At 57.5% G+C, this 19361-nt stretch carries 16 protein-coding genes and 1 pseudogene; 11 read left to right on the top strand and 6 right to left on the bottom strand.

Translation table 11 applies throughout. From position 1 onward, the window contains the following. Positions 1 to 42: 42 nt before the first annotated feature. Entirely contained in the window at positions 43 to 435 is a 393-nt protein-coding gene (locus tag HEQ17_RS01635) for a transposase (RefSeq protein WP_296290955.1), read from the bottom strand. On the opposite strand from HEQ17_RS01635, the gene HEQ17_RS01630 reads away from it, so the two are divergent. The 9 genes and pseudogenes from HEQ17_RS01630 to HEQ17_RS01590 all read left to right on the top strand — a co-directional run bounded on the left by HEQ17_RS01630 (position 401) and on the right by HEQ17_RS01590 (position 10886). Then, entirely contained in the window at positions 401 to 1714 is a 1314-nt protein-coding gene (locus tag HEQ17_RS01630) for a sigma-54 dependent transcriptional regulator (RefSeq protein ID WP_296290954.1), read from the top strand. The two genes, HEQ17_RS01635 and HEQ17_RS01630, sit on opposite strands and share 35 nt — an antisense overlap. A 44-nt stretch (positions 1715 to 1758) precedes the next feature. Then, the gene (locus HEQ17_RS01625; RefSeq protein WP_296290953.1) at positions 1759 to 3174 is read left to right on the top strand and encodes a sigma 54-interacting transcriptional regulator; all 1416 of its coding nucleotides are present in this window, start codon (positions 1759 to 1761) and stop codon (positions 3172 to 3174) included. Between the two features lie 272 nt (positions 3175 to 3446). Then, positions 3447 to 4260 (top strand): annotated as a pseudogene (locus HEQ17_RS01620) (spermidine synthase). A 95-nt stretch (positions 4261 to 4355) separates the two neighbouring features. Then, entirely contained in the window at positions 4356 to 4841 is a 486-nt protein-coding gene (locus HEQ17_RS01615) for a tripartite tricarboxylate transporter TctB family protein (RefSeq protein ID WP_296290952.1), read from the top strand. 13 nt (positions 4842 to 4854) lie between these two features. Then, positions 4855 to 6366, top strand: a complete 1512-nt coding sequence (locus tag HEQ17_RS01610) for a tripartite tricarboxylate transporter permease (protein ID WP_296290951.1) — start codon at positions 4855 to 4857, stop codon at positions 6364 to 6366. Between the two features lie 184 nt (positions 6367 to 6550). Then, complete coding sequence (locus HEQ17_RS01605; RefSeq protein WP_296290950.1) at positions 6551 to 7525, top strand: tripartite tricarboxylate transporter substrate binding protein; 975 nt, start codon at positions 6551 to 6553, stop codon at positions 7523 to 7525. Between the two features lies 1 nt (position 7526). Beyond that, positions 7527 to 9149, top strand: coding sequence for a gamma-glutamyltransferase family protein (locus HEQ17_RS01600; RefSeq protein ID WP_296290949.1), 1623 nt, complete (start codon positions 7527 to 7529; stop codon positions 9147 to 9149). Further along, positions 9149 to 10084, top strand: coding sequence for a DMT family transporter (locus HEQ17_RS01595; RefSeq protein ID WP_296290948.1), 936 nt, complete (start codon positions 9149 to 9151; stop codon positions 10082 to 10084). The genes HEQ17_RS01600 and HEQ17_RS01595 overlap by 1 nt, the downstream gene beginning before the upstream one ends. A 1-nt stretch (position 10085) precedes the next feature. After that, a complete protein-coding gene (locus tag HEQ17_RS01590) occupies positions 10086 to 10886 on the top strand; it encodes an SDR family oxidoreductase (RefSeq protein ID WP_296290947.1) in 801 nt (266 codons plus the stop codon). Positions 10887 to 11353: 467 nt separating this feature from the next. Here HEQ17_RS01590 and HEQ17_RS01585 read toward each other — a convergent pair whose 3' ends face one another. The 3 genes from HEQ17_RS01585 to HEQ17_RS01575 form a co-directional block, all read right to left on the bottom strand. Further along, the gene (locus tag HEQ17_RS01585; protein WP_296290946.1) at positions 11354 to 12391 is read right to left on the bottom strand and encodes an IS630 family transposase; all 1038 of its coding nucleotides are present in this window, start codon (positions 12389 to 12391) and stop codon (positions 11354 to 11356) included. Between the two features lie 244 nt (positions 12392 to 12635). Beyond that, positions 12636 to 13580, bottom strand: coding sequence for a hypothetical protein (locus tag HEQ17_RS01580; RefSeq protein WP_296290945.1), 945 nt, complete (start codon positions 13578 to 13580; stop codon positions 12636 to 12638). A gap of 183 nt (positions 13581 to 13763) precedes the next feature. Then, positions 13764 to 16721, bottom strand: a complete 2958-nt coding sequence (locus HEQ17_RS01575; protein ID WP_296290944.1) for a DEAD/DEAH box helicase family protein — start codon at positions 16719 to 16721, stop codon at positions 13764 to 13766. A 112-nt stretch (positions 16722 to 16833) separates the two neighbouring features. Here HEQ17_RS01575 and HEQ17_RS01570 point away from each other — a divergent pair, with 112 nt between their 5' ends. Further along, positions 16834 to 17073, top strand: coding sequence for a ParD-like family protein (locus tag HEQ17_RS01570; protein ID WP_296290943.1), 240 nt, complete (start codon positions 16834 to 16836; stop codon positions 17071 to 17073). Beyond that, positions 17070 to 17351, top strand: coding sequence for a type II toxin-antitoxin system RelE/ParE family toxin (locus tag HEQ17_RS01565; RefSeq protein ID WP_296290942.1), 282 nt, complete (start codon positions 17070 to 17072; stop codon positions 17349 to 17351). Before HEQ17_RS01570 ends, HEQ17_RS01565 begins: the two co-directional genes overlap by 4 nt. A 56-nt stretch (positions 17352 to 17407) precedes the next feature. On the opposite strand, the gene HEQ17_RS01560 is transcribed toward HEQ17_RS01565, so the two are convergent. Beyond that, positions 17408 to 17746 carry a hypothetical protein gene (locus HEQ17_RS01560; protein WP_296290941.1) on the bottom strand — a complete coding sequence of 113 codons (339 nt, stop codon included), beginning with the start codon at positions 17744 to 17746 and terminating at the stop codon, positions 17408 to 17410. Continuing rightward, positions 17710 to 19122, bottom strand: a complete 1413-nt coding sequence (locus HEQ17_RS01555) for a transposase (RefSeq protein ID WP_296290940.1) — start codon at positions 19120 to 19122, stop codon at positions 17710 to 17712. Before HEQ17_RS01555 ends, HEQ17_RS01560 begins: the two co-directional genes overlap by 37 nt. Positions 19123 to 19361 lie beyond the last annotated feature (239 nt).

The raw sequence follows: 19361 nt of genomic DNA, 5'->3' as shown, positions 1-19361 counted from the left end.
TACTTAAGATTTCAAAAAAAGCCAGTAGTGTCCCAACGTTTTTCAGAGGAGAGAGAGCTGTTGAGGCTCAAATTCCGAATGTTTGTCAGGCTCGGTTGGTGTAGGTAGTTGATTTATTGGGGTTGTTTCAAACATGGTCAAGCTCAGGATTTGTAGGATTTCATGAAGACTGTTGGGCAGATGCAAGCGTTTCTTGGCAATAGCGATCAGCACGTATGTGCAGACCGCGATCCAGATTTTCGTCTTGACCGCGTTCTCGTTGGTGCCATAAAACGTCTTGATGCGCAGGTGCTGCTTGATCCATTTGAAAAACAACTCGACCTGCCAGCGCTGGCGGTATTGCTGCGGCATGGTCAATGGTAGACGCGTGTAACTCTGCGTATATTTGGCATCTAACGCGATGACAGTTGTTTTCCACAAAAATTTGACGCTCAAGCAGCTGTTTGTTATTCAAGCGCTTGCGGAGCAAACGGGCTGGTCTGTTTATGACTGCCCAAAGACAACCAGCTGGCTCTCATTGCTCGATTCGAAAAGTGTGCCGATGGTGGTGTTGGCGGACTCGGCAGGCCCCATACTGGCTGACATTGCATCGATACGTCGTGTGGTTCCTGCAACACCCATATTCGTCTGGTTGTCCGACGATAAGCCTGAGACCAGCATGCAACTCATCCAGGCGGGCGTCAGCAATCTGATTGCTCACGACGCGTCGCATCAGACCATTGAACGCACACTCAAACCTGTCACAAAGACCGCTACGGTCAGTCGGCAAACGCTATGCGCTCACAGCGCGCGGACCAATGCGCTGGCCTCATCGATAGATCTGCTGGCTCTGGGTGATAGCGACGTGCTGATTTCAGGACCTTCTGGAAGTGGCAAAGAGCTTTGTGCGTCGCTGATACATAAAATCAGTCGCCGTGCAAACAAGCCGATGGTGGTACTCAACTGCCCGGCACTGCCTTTAGACCTTGCTGATGCAGAGCTTTTTGGTCATGCGAAAAACGCATTCACCGGTGCCACCCGGGAAAAACTCGGGCTCATACGCGAGGCTGAGGGGGGTATTTTGTTGCTGGACGAGGTGGCGGCCTTACCGCTGTCGCTACAGGCAAAAATGCTGCGCGTCATTCAGGAGCGTGAGGTACGACCTGTCGGTTCAGGCGCCACGGTAAAAGTGGACATCAGAATCTTGTCCACGACCAATCAGGATTTGTCAGCGCTGGTGGCGGCCGGGCAATTCAGGGAGGACTTGCTGTACCGCCTTTCTGTCAAAGAACTGCGTGTTCCGCCGCTGCGCGAGCGTCTGACCGACATCGCCGCCCTGGCGCGAAAATTTGCAAGAGAATTAAATGGAGACGATACAGACCGCAATGTCATGTTTGAAGATGGTTGCCTGGCGATGTTGGCGAGCGGGGATTGGCCAGGCAATGTACGGCAACTGCGATCAGTCGTGCGCAGTGCTGCGGCACTTGCTGACTACGGGCGGATTGAGCAGCTACATCTTGAAGATCTGATGGATGGGGGTAGATCTGACTCCATTCAGCAGCTCGTTGACTTGAGTCGGGTGCGCGCAGATCCAATTGACAACTACTTGCGAATGACTTTACGACAGTGCGCAAATGATTATCGCGTCGCTGCTGCCATTGCGGATATACACATGAGCTCTCTTTACCGACTGATGCCGCCTGAGAAAGCGTTCGAGCTGATGTCGCACGTCTAACAGACTATTCGTACCTGCATATGCCCGCACAGACTGCATCTCCTGTGGATACAACATTGAGAGATTTGGATGTGCAAGCTGCTTCAGTGGCCTCCGGCCTTGCCGTTGCAGCATCCGTTTCCATGGCCGGGGACCATCAGGTTCCGATCGTGTGGGTCGTGGTGCAGGACGCACAAAAAGCCGCATCTCTGGTCGTGGCTTTGGCGCGCAAAAATATAACGGCGCGCGCTGTGCCTGATATGGTCAGTCTGGCGCAACTGTTAAACGCATCGCCAGTTTGCCGTGCCTGGGTTGCTGATGTGCATTTGACATACCCCCCGCTGGCCGTTCCCGTTGGCTTTGTCCTGCGGGGGCTGACGCCCACAGTTCCGATTTTCGGTTTTGCAGAATTTGATTCCGTAGCCGGGCTGATGCGCCTGAGTCAATTGGGCGCAGACCAGGCGTTGCGCGGCTCGGATGATTCTGCCCATCAAGCCCACACCATAGCCCGGATATTGCATGCCACGCACAACGAAGCACTTGTGGTGGGGTGTGTAAAGGAAGACGATCTCGTCACCACGAACCCCAGTGTTGTTCGCCTTGTTTCGCAAGCCCGCAAGCTGGCCCAAACGCTAACCAGTATTCTGGTCACCGGGCCTACTGGTGCTGGCAAGGAGTTGGTGGCTGGCATTATCTGCAAATCGAAAACTGACCGGCCCCTGGTCAGTCTGAACTGTGCGGCCATGCCCGAGGCATTGATAGAGTCAGAACTCTTTGGCTACGCGCAGGGTGCCTTCACAGGTGCTACCAAGGCTAGTGCCGGGTTGATTCAGCAGGCCGACGGTGGTGTGCTGTTTCTTGATGAGGTCGGCGAGATGTCACTGCAGACGCAGGCCAAGCTGCTACGGGTGCTAGACACCGGTGAGCTTCGGGCCTTGGGCGGAGGTTCTGCCAAGCGCGTGAGCTTCCAGCTGGTCTGTGCCACCCACAAGAACCTGGAACTCATGTGCGCCAACGGGCTTTTCCGGCAGGACCTTTATTACCGCATCGCAGGTGCCCGGCTGAAGTTACCGGCACTGAAAGAAAGACGATCTGACATTGCATTGCTCGCACAGTATTTTGCGGCGCAAAGTGTCTGCAACGCAACAGGATTGACGGTTGCCTTCAGTGGCGCTGGCTTGAAAGAAATGAGCAATATGGCCTGGGCAGGTAACGTTCGCGAACTTAAAAATTTTGTTAGACGCTGCACATCCATTTGCGGGGGGCACGTCATCACACTTGATGTTGTGCAGCAGGCGCGGCTGGATTGGGCTGACCAGCTTGGTTTGACGCTCGTGCGGGACCTGCTGACACGCGAGGCACTGCTACTGGCTTTGCAGGTGAGCGGTTGGCGGATCAATGATGCCGCAAAATTATGCGGGCGCAACCGAACCGATATTTATCGCCTGATCAACCGCTATCGTCTGGAGCAGGAACTATGAAAAGGCTTGGCGGCGTTGGTGCTGCTGATTGTCTATGGGTCAGACTTGAGGTTGATCAGCGCATCAGTTGGTAAATGGCTGAGGCGACGATTTTGACTTGCCGCTGGCTAGCCCTGCGCCCGACGCACCCGTCGCAGCGCTGTGGGTTGTGCTTATATTGGGATGCCATGTGGTTGTGAGTGCAATGGGCGCCATGTGTGTATTGGCGAGCGATGGTTTTTTCTGGGCCGCATCGCCCGCTGCTCAATCGCCGCTCTGTAACATCACGCCCCATGACCCGAAAAAAACCCATCAAACCGCCCGAAGTTAATTTTTCCGAAGACGGCGAGATCCGTTACCTGCATTTGGGCACCCAGTGGATTCAGGGTTCCATGTTTCTCGACCGGCCCTACGACATCGAGCTGGAATATGTGCAGCGCATGTTCGCGTGGTTGCTTGTTTTTGCCGCCGGTCGAAGTCAAGGGGGCACACGCCATGCAGTTGGGGCTGGGCGCGGGCACCATCACCAAGTTTTGTCACAAAAAACTCAAGATGGCCTGCACCGCCGTGGAGCTGAACCCGGGCGTGTTGCACGCTTGCCGGGGTTGGTTTCGCCTGCCGCCTGATGATGAGCGCTTGCGCGTGGTGCTGGCCGATGCATCGCTCGAAATTCAGAAGGACGAATGGCGCGGCACCGTGGATGCACTGCAGGTCGATTTGTACGACGAAGAGGCGGCCGCCCCGGTGCTGGACACGCCCGATTTTTACCGCCACTGTCGCGAACTGCTGACCCCGCAAGGCTGCATGACGGTCAACCTGTTTGGCCGCTCATCGAGTTATGCCGAGAGTGTGGAAAAGATATGCGCCGCCTTTGGTGAAGATGCGGTGTGGGTATTCAAGCCCACACGAGAGGGCAACGCCATCGTGCTGGCGCAGCGCACCGCCAGCCGACCTTCAAGCGATGCCTTGCTGCAAGCGGCCCATGCCGTTGAGAAAAATTGGGGCCTGCCCGCTTTGAAATGGCTCAAGGTTTTTAAACCGCTGGTCAAGTCAATGCCTTTGGGTCAGACACTCACCATGCAAGGTGTAGATCAGGGTAAACCATGATTTCTTCATTCCGTGAGCATAGGTGTTACCCACATCCGTGAACCCCTATGATTCACGCAGAATTGCCGCAACTCAAATCAGAGGAGATTTTTTTCATGATCCAAAGTCAAAAAGACTTTTTCGCGGGCCTGCTCTATGCAGTGGTGGGTGGCGCCTTTGCCATAGGAGCTATGGGTTACAACCTGGGCACAGCGGCCCGCATGGGCCCGGGTTATTTCCCATTGCTCTTGGGTGCCCTCTTGTGCGTGATTGGCCTGTACACCATGTTCAAAGCGGTCGTTGTCAAAACTGCCGATGGCGACAAAATCGGCAAATGGGCCTGGAAGCCATTGTTCTTCATCATTGCGGGCAACTTGATTTTTGGTATTTTGCTCAGTGGTCTGCCCAAGTTCGGTATTCCGGCCATGGGCCTGATCGCTGCCATTTTTGGCACCACCTTGGTGGTCAGCCGCGCTGGTGACATTTTTAAACTCAAAGAGGTTTTGATTTTGGCCACGATTTTATCGATCGGCAGTTACTGCGCATTTGTCTTGCTGCTCAATTTGCAGTTCCCGGTTTGGCCATCGTTCATCACAGGTTGAGGAGAAATAATTCATGGAACTGTTTGACAACCTGGCCCTTGGTTTTGGGGTGGCTTTCACCTTTCAAAACCTGATGTATGCGTTGATTGGCTGTTTGCTGGGTACTTTGATTGGCGTTTTGCCCGGCGTGGGGCCTGTGGCCACCATCGCCATGCTTTTGCCTGCCACGTATGCCTTGCCACCGATCGCCGCTTTGATCATGTTGGCCGGTATCTATTACGGCGCGCAATACGGCGGCTCGACCACCGCCATTTTGGTGAACCTCCCGGGGGAAGCCTCGTCGGTGGTGACCATGATCGATGGTTACCAGATGGCCCGCAAAGGTCGCGCTGGCCCTGCTTTGGCGGCTGCTGGCTTGGGTTCCTTCTTTGCTGGATGTGTGGGCACCTTGATCTTGGCTGCCTTTGCTGCGCCTTTGACCGAAGTCGCTTTCAAGTTTGGCCCTGCCGAGTATTTCTCCCTGATGGTTTTGGGCCTGATCGGTGCCGTTGTTTTGGCTTCCGGCTCGTTGATCAAGGCCGTTGGCATGATCATCTTGGGTCTGCTGATTGGTCTCATCGGCACCGACGTGAATTCGGGTGTGGCCCGCTACAGTTTTGATATTCCTGAGCTGACCGATGGCATTGGCTTCATTGTCATCGCCATGGGTGTGTTTGGTTATGGCGAAATCATCTCCAATCTGGCCAAACCAGCAGAGCAACGCGAAGTCTTTACCGCCAAAGTGACCGGATTGATGCCCACCGCACAAGACTTCAAGAACATGGTTCCTGCTGTGCTGCGCGGTACTTTCCTGGGTTCTACCTTGGGTATCTTGCCTGGCGGTGGTGCCTTGTTGTCTGCGTTTGCCGCTTACACGATTGAGAAGAAAACCAAGCTCAACGCTGGCGAGGTTCCCTTCGGTCAGGGCAACATCCGAGGCGTAGCCGCCCCTGAATCGGCCAACAATGCGGCGTCGCAAACTTCCTTCATTCCCCTGTTGACACTGGGCATCCCGCCCAATGCCGTGATGGCCTTGATGGTGGGCGCGATGACGATCCACAACATCCAGCCCGGCCCTCAGGTCATGACCAGCAACCCCGAGTTGTTCTGGGGTCTGATTGCTTCGATGTGGCTGGGTAACGCGATGTTGATCATCTTGAACCTGCCTTTGATCGGTATCTGGATCAAGCTTTTGTCTGTCCCTTACCGCTGGCTGTTTCCTGCCATCGTGTTGTTCTGCGCGATCGGCGTGTATTCCACCAACAACAACACCTTCGACATCTGGATGGTGGCAGGTTTCGGTGTAGTGGGTTATACCTTCATCAAACTCGGCATGGAGCCAGCACCCTTGCTGTTGGGCCTGATCCTGGGTCCGATGATGGAAGAAAACCTGCGGCGCGCCATGCTCTTGTCGCGCGGTGACTGGAGTGTCTTCGTGACACGTCCTTTGTCGGCCACCTTGTTGGCTGTCGCCTTGCTGCTCTTGATCATCGTGGCTTTGCCATCGATCAAGTCCAAACGCGAACAGGCTTTTGTCGAAGACTGATCGTCCTTTGACCTGACCTTCACAACGGCCTCTTCGGAGGCCGTTGTCATTGGTGCAGTTCCAACATCTGACAGCTTTCATGGGCTTGTCACTTGTGTGCAACAGGCCAGGTCTTGCTCTGCGAAAATGTAACCGTCTTTAACTTGGCAAATTCGGCTGAGCAGATCTTGGACAGGACATCACCATGAACAAAAGAAACCTCTTGCGCACGGTGTGCGCTGCAACGCTCGGCTTGCTTTTGGCGGGTTGGACGCAAGCGCAAAGCTACCCGAACAAGCCCGTGCGTCTGATCGTGCCTTTTCCGGCCGGTGGCGCGACCGATTTGTTCGCCCGTACCGTGTCGCAAAAGCTGGGTGAAAAATTGGGCGTGGCCCTGATCGTGGAAAACCGCCCCGGGGCAGGCGGTACCTTGGGCGCAGACTTGGCCGCCAAGGCCTCGCCCGACGGCTACACGCTGCTGCTGTCCACCTCCAGCACGCACTCGATTGGCCCCAACCTGAACCCGCGCATGCCTTACGACGCGGTGCGCGACTTCACGCCGATTGGTCATTTGGGCAACGCCCCCAGCATCATGCTGGTGCCCAACAACTCACCCGCCAAAACCGTTAAGGAGTGGATCGACCACGCCAAGAAGAACCCCGGCCGTTTGAATTACGCATCGAGCGGCAACGGCACCATCGTGCAGTTGTCGGCCGAGCTGTTCAAGGCCCAGGCCGATGTGTTTGTGGTGCACATCCCCTACAAAGGCACGGCACTGGCCATTCCTGACCTGATCACCGGCAAAGTGGATGTTTTGTTTGACAGCTTGCCCACCGGTATGCCGCATGTGCGCGAAGGCCGCTTGCGTGCCTTGGGTGTGACCTCGCTCAAAGCCACGCCCCTGGCCCCTGGCGTGCCCGCCATTGCCGATGTGTTACCGGGCTATGAGTCCAACACCTGGTTTGGTTTGTTTGGCCCCAAAGGCTTGCCACCTGAAGTGGTCAGCCGCGTCAATACCGCCGCCAACCAGGCGCTGCAAGACCCAGAGGTGATGGACAAGCTCCAGCGCTTTGGCATCGAGCCGGTAGGCGGCACACCCGCCCAGTTCACCACCATGCTGGCCAGTGAATCGGCCAAATGGAAAAAGATCATCACCGAGCGCAAGATCACCCTGGATTGACATGAGTTTCGATTACCAGTTCCCCTATGCCAGCACCCGATTACCGCTGTTTGCGCGCAATGTGGTGTCCACCTCGCACCCGCTGGCCGCACAAGCGGGTTTGCGCATGATGCTCAAGGGCGGCAATGCGGTCGATGCCGCCATCGCTGCTGCAGCCGTCATTACCTTGACCGAGCCCGTCAGTTGTGGCCTCGGCTCGGACGCGTTTGCGATTTTGTGGGACGGCAAAGAACTGCACGGCCTCAATTCTTCTGGCCCTGCGCCCGCCACCTGGACGCCCGAATACTTCCACCGCAAGTACGGCGTCGAAGCCAAAACACCGCCCAAGCGCGGCTTTGATTCGGTCAGCGTGCCCGGCGCGGTCGCGGGCTGGGTGGCCTTGAGCGAGCGTTTTGGCAAACTGCCCTTTGCCGATTTGCTGGAGCCTGCGATTGAGGTGGCCGAGCGGGGTTTTTTGATTCCGGTGGTGGTGCAGCAAAAATGGGCAGCCGCCACGCCCGAGCTGCAGTCGCAGCCGGGCTTTGCGCAAAGCTTTTTGCCATGGGGCCGTGCGCCGCAGGTGGGCGAGTTGTTCCAGTTCAAAAACGCAGCGCGTGGTCTCAGGGCCATTGCCGCCACCAAAGGCCAAGCGCTGTATGGCGGCGAGATTGCCCAAGCGATTGAAAAGTTCGCCAAGGACAACGGCGGCAGCATCACCGCCAAAGACCTGGCCGACTTCAAGCCCGAGTGGGTCAAGCCCATGGCGCAAGACTACCGGGGCTACACCTTGCACGAGATCCCGCCCAACGGGCAGGGCATCGCCGCTTTGATCGCGCTGGGTATCCTGTCCAACTTTGACCTGGCCAGCCACAAGGTGGACAGCGCCGATTCGCAGCACCTGCAGATCGAAGCCATGAAGCTGGCCTTTGCCGACCTGTACCGCTATGTGGCTGACCCGCGCTTCATGGAGCTGCCGCCCGAGCAGATGCTGGACCCCGCCTATCTGGCCAGCCGCGCCAAGCTGATCGACATGAAAAAGGCGCAGGACTTCAAGGCGGGTAACCCGGTCAAGGGCGGCACGATTTACCTGACGGCCGCCGATGAAAACGGCATGATGATCAGCTTCATCCAGAGCAACTACATGGGTTTTGGCTCGGGTGTGGTTGAGCCCACGTACGGCATCAGCCTGCAAAACCGGGGCCACGGTTTCAGCACCGACCTGCAGGGCCCCAACCCCGCCAACCTGGTGTTGCCGGGCAAGCGGCCGTTCCAGACCATCATCCCGGCTTTCCTCACCAAAGACGGCCAGCCTGTGATGAGCTACGGCGTGATGGGCGGCAACATGCAACCGCAGGGCCACATGCAAACACTGGTGCGCATGCTCGACTACGGCCAGAACCCGCAAGCGGCGTGCGATGCACCGCGTTGGCGCTTCAACACGGGCCTGAACATCAACGTCGAAGCCGCGATGAATGGCCAGACCGTGCAAGCGCTGATTGCACGCGGCCATCAGCTGGACATCATCAACGACTCGTACCAAGACTTTGGCGCAGGCCAGTTCATTTGGCGCATGGGTGATCCGGCGGTACAGGGTTACCAGGCTGCCAGCGACCCGCGCCGCGACGGCCAGGCCGTGGGCTTTTGATGGACCACGCCCGCGCTGCCACTGCACCGGCATCGGCCCTGAGCACCGGCTTGATGCTGGCAGCGGCGGGCTCGATCGCATTCAGTGGCAAGGCCATCATCGTCAAGCTGGCTTACCGCCATGGCGTTGATGTGGTCACGCTGCTCATGCTGCGCATGGTGTTTGCCTTGCCCTTTTTTGTGCTGATGGCCTGGTGGGCTGGGCGTGGCAAGGCGCGGCTTACCCAAAGAGACTGGCTGGGCGTGGTGGGCCTGGGCTTTTGCGGTTATTACCTGTCGAGCTTTCTGGATTTTTGGGGGCTGGAATTCATCAGCGCCTCGCTGGAGAGGCTGATCCTTTACCTCAACCCCACGATCGTGCTGGTGCTCGGTTGGTTGCTGTTCAACAAGCGCATCACGCAGCGCCAGGGGGTGGCCATGGCCATCAGCTATTCGGGCGTGTTGCTGGTGTTTGGGAACGAGGTCGGGCTGGCGGGGCCGCACGCGGCTTTTGGGGCATTGCTGGTCTTTTTAAGCGCGGTCACCTATGCGGTGTACCTGACCTACAGCGGCCAATTGGTGCAGCGCCTAGGCGCCTTGCGGCTGGCGGGGCTGGCCACCAGTGTGGCTTGTTTTTTTTGCATCGTGCAGTTTGGATTGCTGCGGCCCATGGCGGCCGTGCAGGTGCCCGAGGCGGTGCTGTGGCTGTCGTTGCTGAATGCCACGGCCTGCACCGTTTTGCCGGTCTTGCTGGTGATGATAGCCATTGAGCGCATCGGCCCCGGGCTGACGGCGCAAATCGGCATGATCGGCCCCATGGCCACGCTGCTGATGGGCGTTTGGATTTTGGACGAAGCTTTCAACCTATGGATCATCGCCGGGACCGTGCTGGTCTTGAGCGGTGTGTTTTGGGTCACGCGGCCAGCGGGTCGCACCACATCAACTTCTGGAGATTGACATGGACTTGGGCATTGCAGGCAAGTGGGCTTTGGTGGGTGGCGCCAGCAAAGGCTTGGGCTGGGGCTGTGCGCGGGCCTTGGCGCTGGAGGGCGTTAACGTGGTCATGGTGGCTCGCGGTGCTGAAGTGCTGAACAAAGCCGTGGATGACTTGCGTGCCGAGACCGGCGGCAAAGTCCAGTTGATCGCGGTCGCGGTGGACATCACCACCGAAGCCGGACGCGAAGCCATCTGGAACGTCGCTGGCGGCCCCGGCAAAGATTACGACATTGTCGTCACCAACGCCGGTGGCCCGCCACCTGGCGACTTCCGCGACTGGAACCGTGAGGCCTGGCTCAAGGCCATCGACGGCAACATGCTCACACCCATCGAGCTCATCAAAGCCACCGTGGACCGCATGGCCTCTCGCGGCTTTGGCCGCATCATCAACATCACCAGCAGCGCCGTGAAGGCCCCCATCGACGTGCTGGGCTTGTCGAACGGCGCACGCAGCGGCCTCACGGGTTTTGTGGCGGGGGCTTCGCGCAGCGGCATTGCCGCCAAAGGCGTGACCATCAACAACCTGCTGCCCGGCAAATTCGACACCGACCGCATCCGCGCCACGCTGCCCGCCATGGCGCAAAAGCAAGGCAAAACGGTGGAAGAGTTGCGTGTGATTCAGCAAGCGCAAATCCCCGCAGGCCGCTATGGCAACCCGCAAGAGTTCGGTGCGATCTGTGCCTTCTTGTGCAGCCAGCAAGCGGCGTACATGACGGGCCAAAACGTGTTGGCCGATGGTGGGTCTTACGCTGGGACGTTCTGATTCCGTTCAGTGTGATGCGTTGAAGTGCTGCAATGGCTGACCGGCGATTGCAGCGGCTTTATCGCTGTGTTGCAGGATCACGAAGAGTTGAGTTGAGTTAGAGGGGCGAGGGGCTTCTTTAGGCTGTTATGTAGAGATCTACATAACAGCCTCTATGCTCAGGTGACAACTATGCGCAGATGTTGTTTTGTGAATGACACTGGCCCCTCTGTCGGTGAGACTGCGGGGCCAGCGAAATCTGCGCATAGTTACAGTGTCTGAAGGAATTGCATAAGCGAGTCGGGAGCTTTGTATCGGCTCATATTGGTATTGGGTTCCTCCAGCCTCGCAAGGGCCCGCTCTGTCATCGCAAGATCAGCCTCGACGTAGCGGTGGGTGGTTCAGTTGAGTGATTCCCATGGTGATCTCCTGAAGTGGGATCACCAGTGAAACTCTACGGAATAACTATTGCTCCGGCCCTTTGAAGTTTAAGCAGCATATCGAACCCGACGGTCCTGGAAGTAGTCAATAACCCGCTCGGGTGTTTTCTCCAACATCAACATATGTTCGTTGGCAGCTTCGCGTAATTTGGCTTTGGTTCGCACTGGAACGCGCTTGCCCATCTCCTGCTTCAAGTCCGCGTTCAGCCGCTCTTCTGGGTTCAGTTGCGGGCTGTAGCTGGGCAGGTAAAAAAGCTCGATCTGTTCTTTGCGCTCAGCTACCCACGCCTTGACCAGTTTGCTGTGGTGCACGCGCAAGTTGTCCAGGATCAGGAAGACCTTTTTGCTCGCATCTTTGATCAAGGCCTGCAAAAACTCAATCAGCTTTTCTGCATCAAATGCCTCATCAATGATCATCCACCTTGTCTTGCCCTGATTGGTCACCGTGGCAATCATCGACAGCTTTTGGCGCGTGCCACCCACCGCCATGGTCACGGGTGTTTTGCCTGCAGGGGCATAGCTCCTGCCGCGCACATCAGTGTTGACCAGTGCGGTCTCATCACCCCAGTGAATTTCGCCCCCTTCAGCTCTGGCGCGCTGCTCTATGGCGGGGTATTCACCCTCAAGCCAGGCCTGCACAGCAGCCGGGCTTTGTTCGTAGGCGCGTTTGATCGGCTTTTGCGGCGTAAAACCCCAGCGCGCGAGGTACTTGCCAATGCTGCGCACCTGCAGCTTGATGCCAAATTCTTGCTCAATGAGTTGCCCCACCGCAGCTCGACTCCAAAGGCTGAAGTCCATCTTCAACTGCTCAGGTCGTTTGTCGATGATCATGCGCTGGATGGCATCTTCTTGGGCTGAGCTGAGCACGCGTCCGTCGCCTTTAATCCGTCCGCGAGGAGTAGGCCGCACGTTTGCCCAACCGCCGGCCTCGAACAGATCAATCGTTGATCGCACTGTCGGATGACTCAGTCCAGTCATCGCCACAATTTGCATCACCTTGATGCCCTTCTTGTGCAACCGAATGACTTGCTTGCGCCGCTCGTGCAGTTGCTCCAGTGTTTGGTATCTTGCGTCTTCTTTTTCCATGATCTGAACATGGGGTCAATCACCTGGAATTCAAGACTTCAATGGGCCGAATCTATATGTCCAGATATTCAGTTGGCCACCCAACCGTGACCCGCATCCTGCGGGCCTGAGAGCCATCACAGGAAAACCATCTGCACATAGTTGTCACATGAGCATATAGGCTGGTTGCGGTCATTGAAGACGCGCCGCCGCAATGTCGCTGTCGGCCCGTAAGCAGGCATTCAAGCACCAAGTGGACAGGAGTTCAGAGTTCTGCGTCCAGTTCGATGCGCCGTATTGGCACAACCCCTTTGATGTGGCGCCCGCTGCTGTCTCGTACTCGGAACCGAACACGGACAGTTGCGAGCCGTGTATCACCGGGGCGAAGGTCTACAACCTCGGCCTTCAACCCTTCTTCCTCGAAATGAACGTTTAGAGCAGGTGGGTTACGCATCTCAGCTGCGGTAACGACAGTCCATATACCCTCGCCGTTGGGCGGATACAGCCCTGGCCCTTCAGCAATAGCCGCCTCGATCAGGCCCTCTGGAATGGGGGTGCCGGCTGAATCGGCAGCGGCCCGGACATTGTTGGCGAACATCGATTTTCTGAAGCGCAGGAACGCATTCGGCTCTGAGATCGCCTGCTCGGCGAAGCCATCATTAGGACGGAGCGTTACGAACGCGCGTTCGGGAACGCCAGGCGGCAGGGGCTGCAGATCGTCAGCAGTGTTCACGCAAGCGAGAGCAAACAGTCCCTCAACACCGAACCTGGTTACCTCGCCGTGTAAGGTAGGAACAACAGCCGGAAGTATGAGGAAGTGAAACTGCATCACGCCTGTGCAACTTTCGGGGATTTCAACAGCTACGTCACCCTGCCGATCGTCCTGCACTGAGTCGAGCAAGTCAAAGGCAGGGATTCGGTAGCCAACGACTGTGACCGACTCGACCAAGTCCATCAGAGGCGGGATAAAGCGCGGCGCGGCCTGGTCGAAGTGATAGTTGACTCGCCCACTCGTATGTATCGAGATCTCCTTGGTCTTTCGAGCTGTCCTTTCCACTTCTTCAAGCGCAGGTCTGCGGGACGAAAACAACCATCTCATCTCGCTCGAACCTTCCCTGACAAGGCTAAGTCGGAGCGAGCCATCGTGAGTGACATTGATGGAGGCGAGATGCTTAACTACACCTCTTCGCGAAAGCAGAACTCTGGGCATGAAGCAATACTCTAAAGCAGGAAGTGACCAAATTATCCGGTTAGGAGCCGCGCCGCTGCGTGCGTGAAGCGGCGTCTGCTTTTGGACCAGGAACTGTCAGCCGCTCGACCTAGTACAGTGACAGCAACCGTGGCATAGCTGACTTTCGTCTTGTTGGCCTGAACCATCCACTAAGCTGTCCCCTTAAATTAATCGCTGTTGCAACGAAGCCTCACCCAATGGCCGCAGCCGCGCATAGTCCAACAGCTCCGCAAGCCGCGCACCTTTACCCTGCCATTCATACACAACAGCCTCCCCCAGCAGCACGTAATGCCAAGGCGGCCCACCGCGTTGCACCTCGCTCAGGTTGTTGATGCGTTCACACCAAGCCAGCGCCACTTTCAGTTTGCGTTGCACATTGGGGTGGATGGTTTGTTCTTGGCCTTTGGTTTCGACCAGGTACACCGCGCCTGCGGTGCGCACCAAAAAATCGGGTGAGTAGAAGGCGGGCAGGCCGTCGTCTTTCACGTAGCGCAGGCGGGCAAAGGTGTGGCGGTTTTCGCTGATCTTGCAAAAGGCCAGCACTTGCGTGTCGGCTTGTGCCCAGTGGATGAAGGCGCGTTCCAGCCCGCCGCTGCGGCTGGGCCAGCCCAGCCGGGTGTAGATGCATTTGGACACTTCCAGCGATGCACTTTCGCGCACCATCAGCTTGAGCACTTCGCTCAAAAATCGCAGATGCACTTCGGTCTGGCCGGTGGTGTGCTTTTCTTCTGATTCGAGCAGGCCCACCGCAAACACCTTGGTGATGTGGTCCACCACGGGCTGCAACAACAGCAAGCGCCAGTTTTCATCTTCCAGTGGGTTGAAAGTGCCCGCAAACAATTGCGTCCAGACGTAGTCGTCAATCCATCCCGTCAGCTCGGCGGTGTTCACTTGCAAATAGGGCTTGGCCAAGTGTGTGGCGATCTTGTTGCCCTTGGGCAGCGGTTCGCTCAGCGCCTGACTGATGCGCCGTGTGAGGCGCGACAGGTAATCGTTGTACCCGCTCACGTTCATCACCGCACCGTCCACTCTGTAGTCGCCAAACAGCGTGGCGCTTTGCAGGTCTTGCGAGACAAAGGTGTCGCCTTTGCCCAGCATGCCCTTGAGCTGGTCCGCCGTCATGGCCGTGAAGGCGGGCAGGGTGGTCACATCGATCTGGTTGTGATCACACAGTTCGTCGGCTTCTTGCAAGATGAACGGGATGCCGAAATCAAAGGCTTGAAAGTCTTCGCGCAGTTCGGCTGCGATCACGTCACCCGTGGCCGATGTGTCGTCGCCATCGTCATCACCTGTCGTGCCCGCCAGGCCTTCGTTGATCAGCTCGTCATAAAACGACTGAAACGCGGGGTGCTCCACGATGGACAACACATCCAACAAGCTGCCCGGTTCTTTGCTGGCCTCGATCAGTTCGCGGTTCTCGCGTTTGATGTCGTTGTATTCTGCGTCGCGCCACATCATGCGCAAGCCACGCCCAATGGTTTGCTCCAGCAGAATTTGAGCCTGGCTGGAGCGCAGCGGCACGATGACGCAGATGTTGTTCACGTCAAAGCCTTCGCGCAGCATGAGCACGCTCACGATCACACGCGGTGTGGCGTGGTGGTCCACGCTGAATAGGCGCTCGCGCACAGGCTCCCAATCCTTGGGTCCCAGCTCGGCTTTCTTCCCCGAGTCGATGGTCATCACCTCGTCGTCGTTCAAGCCTTCCTGGTCGCGTAAAAATTCGGCCACAAGCGGCGACACGGTGGTGTCTTCGCAAACCACCAGCATCTTGGGGTGGCGGTGCGGATCGATGGTGGCAAAGTCTTTTTCCAGCTTGCGCAGTTTGGCAAGGCCCGCCCGCAGCATGACGCGCTGGCCTTCACTCAGCGCTGGGTTACCCGATTCGTCCCGCTCGGCCTTGAACTCCAGCGGCAGTGCGCCGATCTCCTTGCGGCGGTCCAGCACCAACGACTTGACCAGCCCGGCACGCATGGCGCTTTTCAGGTCAAAGTCGGTCACGATGTGCGGAAAGTACACCTTGCGCTTGTTCTTGCCCGAGCCCACATCGTTGTAAGGTGTGGCCGAAAAGTCCACCTGCACAAAGCGGCGGCCCTTGCTTTGGGCGATGCGGCTCAGGCTTTTCTGCCATTCCACCTCGGTCGTTTCGCCTTCGCGTTTGAACTCGTGGATGTGGTGGGCCTCGTCGTTGAACACCATCAGCTCGGGCAACTGCGCCAAAAACTCCAGTACATTACCGCGTACATATCGGCGGTCCAATACATCCAGGCTGTTGCCTGTGGCGCGGCCAGGTGTGAGCGGCAGCACTTGGGCCACCACATCTTGCGGGTCCATGGGTGCGCCAAGCGTTTCGACTTCTTCAATGTCCTCAGCCACATCGCCTTCTGCCAACAGATGCCAGTTGGTGATGGCGATCAAGCCGTTGCCTGTGGCTTTAAGGCCGATCTCGTTTTTGCTGCACACGTTGCCACGCACAAAGGCAAACACCGATTCGCGGTGCGCCTCGGGGATGAACAGGTCGGCAAACTTGGCCATGTCGGAGCTGGAGAAGTTGCGCGAGCCGTTTCCACCCGGAACAAGCTTGCCGCAAAACGCATCGAGCAGGCGTTCATAAACGATCAGACCCGGTGCCACCACCATGAATTGGCGCGTAAACCTGGGGTCGTCAATGCCTTCGGCCAGTGCGGCGGTTTTGTTCAGAAGCTGCCAGATCATCAGCGCTTGCAGCACCCAGGTCTTGCCCGTGCCCGTGGCCATCTTCAGGCAGTATTTCGGGTGCCCATGCTTGTCGGCAGACACTTCATTGAGTCGTGTGCCCGTCAGCAGCGCATCGGGCGCGGCGGCGCGGTACAGGTCCAGCAGTGTCCAGCGGTCAAGGCCTGAGCCCAGCACCTCGTGCGCCACGATGGCGTTCAAAATGGCCTGCTTTTGTCCGACGTGAAAGTTCAGGTTGCCTCGGGCCATCACCATGTCTTCGCCAAACCACCAAGCCAGCAAATCGGCGGTGGTGGGTGTGACCAGTTCCAAAATGTCTGCTGCGCCCGATTCAAGGCCCTGACAGAGTTGGTTAGTTTTGGCGGTCAGGCCTGCGGCCAGGGCCAGTTGCTTGTCTGAGTCAGTCATGTGGATGGCTTGGGTGGCTGTTGCGCAGGGTGTTGAAGGGGTGTTGGTGTGCTGACGAATGCGGCGACAGTTGTGCTTGACTACAATTGTGGTTTTTCATGAAAGGCCTCCCATGTCCACCGTTTCCATGCGCATTGATGAGTCTTTGGTTGGCGCGGCCCGTGTGGCTGCCAAAGCGGAATTTCGCACCGTGCAGGGGCAGGTCGAGTTCTGGGCCAAAGTGGGGCGTGCTGCCTTGGACAACCCCGATTTGCCGGCGTCTTTCATCGCCGAGAGCCTGATGAGCCTGGCTGAGCCGCGAGAGGGCAGCGCACCTTTTGTGGCCCGCAGCCAGGGCAACTTGCAAGCATGAGCTGGCAGGTGCAGCAAACGCGGCGCTTTGCCCGTGTGTACAAAAAACTGACCAAGGCCAGTTTGATTGCAGATACCGATGCCGCTGTGGCGACGGTGGCTGACAACCCCGACGTGGGTGAGCGCAAAAAAGGCGACTTGGCCCAGCTGTGGGTACACAAGTTTCGCAGCCAAGGCCAGCTGTACCTGCTGGGCTACACCCGGGAAGACGCCGTGCGCCTGATCTATTTGGAAGCCTTGGGGCCACATGAGAATTTCTACAGGGATTTGAAGCGCTGAACTGGGTGCCGCTGCGGACAGCAAGGTGTGCGGTGGCGCTGTGGTGAAAAACAAGCTCATGGCTGTTCGTCGTTCGCGGAATCGGTTTGCGGCGCGATCACATCGAACCATGCCTTTAAAAAGGTCTGAAACGCCGTCGTATCAATGACCAAAACCAGGTAGCCGTCCTTTGTTGTGCAGTTGTTGCCAGTCTTCGTTTTTTTCTCTGAAAAGAACCCCAATTTCTTAATCTCATTGACGTTGTCCCCAAACGCCACGATGTTGTTGTGTGCCAGTGCATTTCTGAGGATGCGAATCAAGCAACGCACTTTTGGTGATTTGGGCCACGGTTGTGTACCTTTAATCCTAAATCCGGCAGTTACCCTGCCGCTGTAAGTTGGGCTGACGGTAGCCAAGGTGGCAGTGGGCGCGTGATTTTGGCCACCACGTAGTCCAGAAATGTCTGCCATCGATCCGCAAAAGGCAACTGCTCCGCAACATCCCTGACATGACTTAAAGCCGCACGAATGTTGGCGATGAGCGCGAGCAACTTGTCCTTGGCAGCATGCATCGGTGTCAGATACAGCGTTGTCTGTCCCGCATGTTTGACAGCGCGCCCCACACTGGCAAGCAATAACGCTCGGCTGGTGATGGCTTCCATGCGTGCACCCGGCTTGGCCGCCCGGCAATACCAAGACCACCAGTTGTACACCAGCGCTACAGCGCGAGCACTGGTCTGGCAGCGCTCAATGTCCTGGGTCGTGAAGCCACCCCATCCCCACTGATTTTTGAGCTCGTCAAATCCGTTCTCGCAGTCAGCCCGGTCCCGATAGAGTTGACCGAACGCGTCCAATGCGTAGGCGCTGTTTGTCACCAACACCGCGTATTCCCACGCCTGAACATCCTTGTCCGGCATCAGCAACTCAATCTGCTCGCCCGGCTCGTTCTTGGTCTTTCGACTCAGCGCCAAATCGGCTTTGACGGCACGCCGCAAGATCACTACCCGACGTGATTTGTCCCAGCCCGAGAGTTTGAGGGTATCTTCGACTGCGCTCCAGCCTTGCTCGCTGGGGCCGGGTGTGCTCCAGTCATCACGCGCGAATTGGCGTGCCAATAATTTCTTGACACCCACAGTTTGACGCAGCTTGAACAGGTAGGGCTGGGCTCGCTCCTCCAGCTCGGTGATAAAGGGTTCGTTGCCAAAGCCGCAGTCGCCTCGGACCAAGGTCGGACGCTGCTGGGGCGTGAGCTTTTCCAGTACGCCGATCAGACCAGGCCGCGCTTTGGCTGCGCTGTGCTCTTTGCCGGGGCAGACAACGACGTCCAGCACCAAGCGCAGGTTGCCAACCCAGTATGTGTGCAGTGCGTGGCTCGGGCGCCCGGGTTTGTGTGGGTTGTAGCTGACCTCAGCTCCGCTTTGTTTTCCGAACATCGGCTTGATGGTGGTGTCGATATCCAGGATCCAAGGGGTGCTCAGTGCCGCTTGCACACTACCCATGAGCTGGGGGGCAAGCCAGGCCTGGCTTTGCTCGGCGCTCATACGCGACAGCGCGCGTCGCAGCGCGTCTTCGCTGATGATTTTCTTCATCCCCAGAATCTGCGGGCTCACCGCGTCGCCGCGCAGCCCGGTGATGTGGGCGTAGCGGTTGTGCCCTGCCAGTATCGCCAGCAGCCATGTGCCCAAGATATCCTGTTTGCTGGGTGCATTGGGGCTTGTGTAGGTCAATGGGCAGCTATCGACCCAGGAGCTGTACACACCCGTGGTGGCCAAGAACTCGGAGAAGAAGGTCAACTGTGCATTCGGTGTGGCGCTGGCCCCATGGTCCACTTCACATGAATTCGCCCACCCGGCGTATCCACGACCATGGCCTCCAGTGCCTGCGTTTGGACAGCAAGTTGACGCCTTTTTGCTTCACCCATTTGGTGACTCCAATAAATCCATTGAAATTGGCATCTAGTCTAGCTTGCAGCCGGTTTACGCAATGTCAACTGCCGGAAATAGGATCACTGCAAAAGCGTCTTCAACCTAAT

The organism is Limnohabitans sp., from assembly GCF_023910625.1.
In the GTDB taxonomy this organism is placed as follows: domain Bacteria; phylum Pseudomonadota; class Gammaproteobacteria; order Burkholderiales; family Burkholderiaceae_C; genus Limnohabitans_A.
This window is presented reverse-complemented; position numbering and strand designations above follow the sequence as displayed.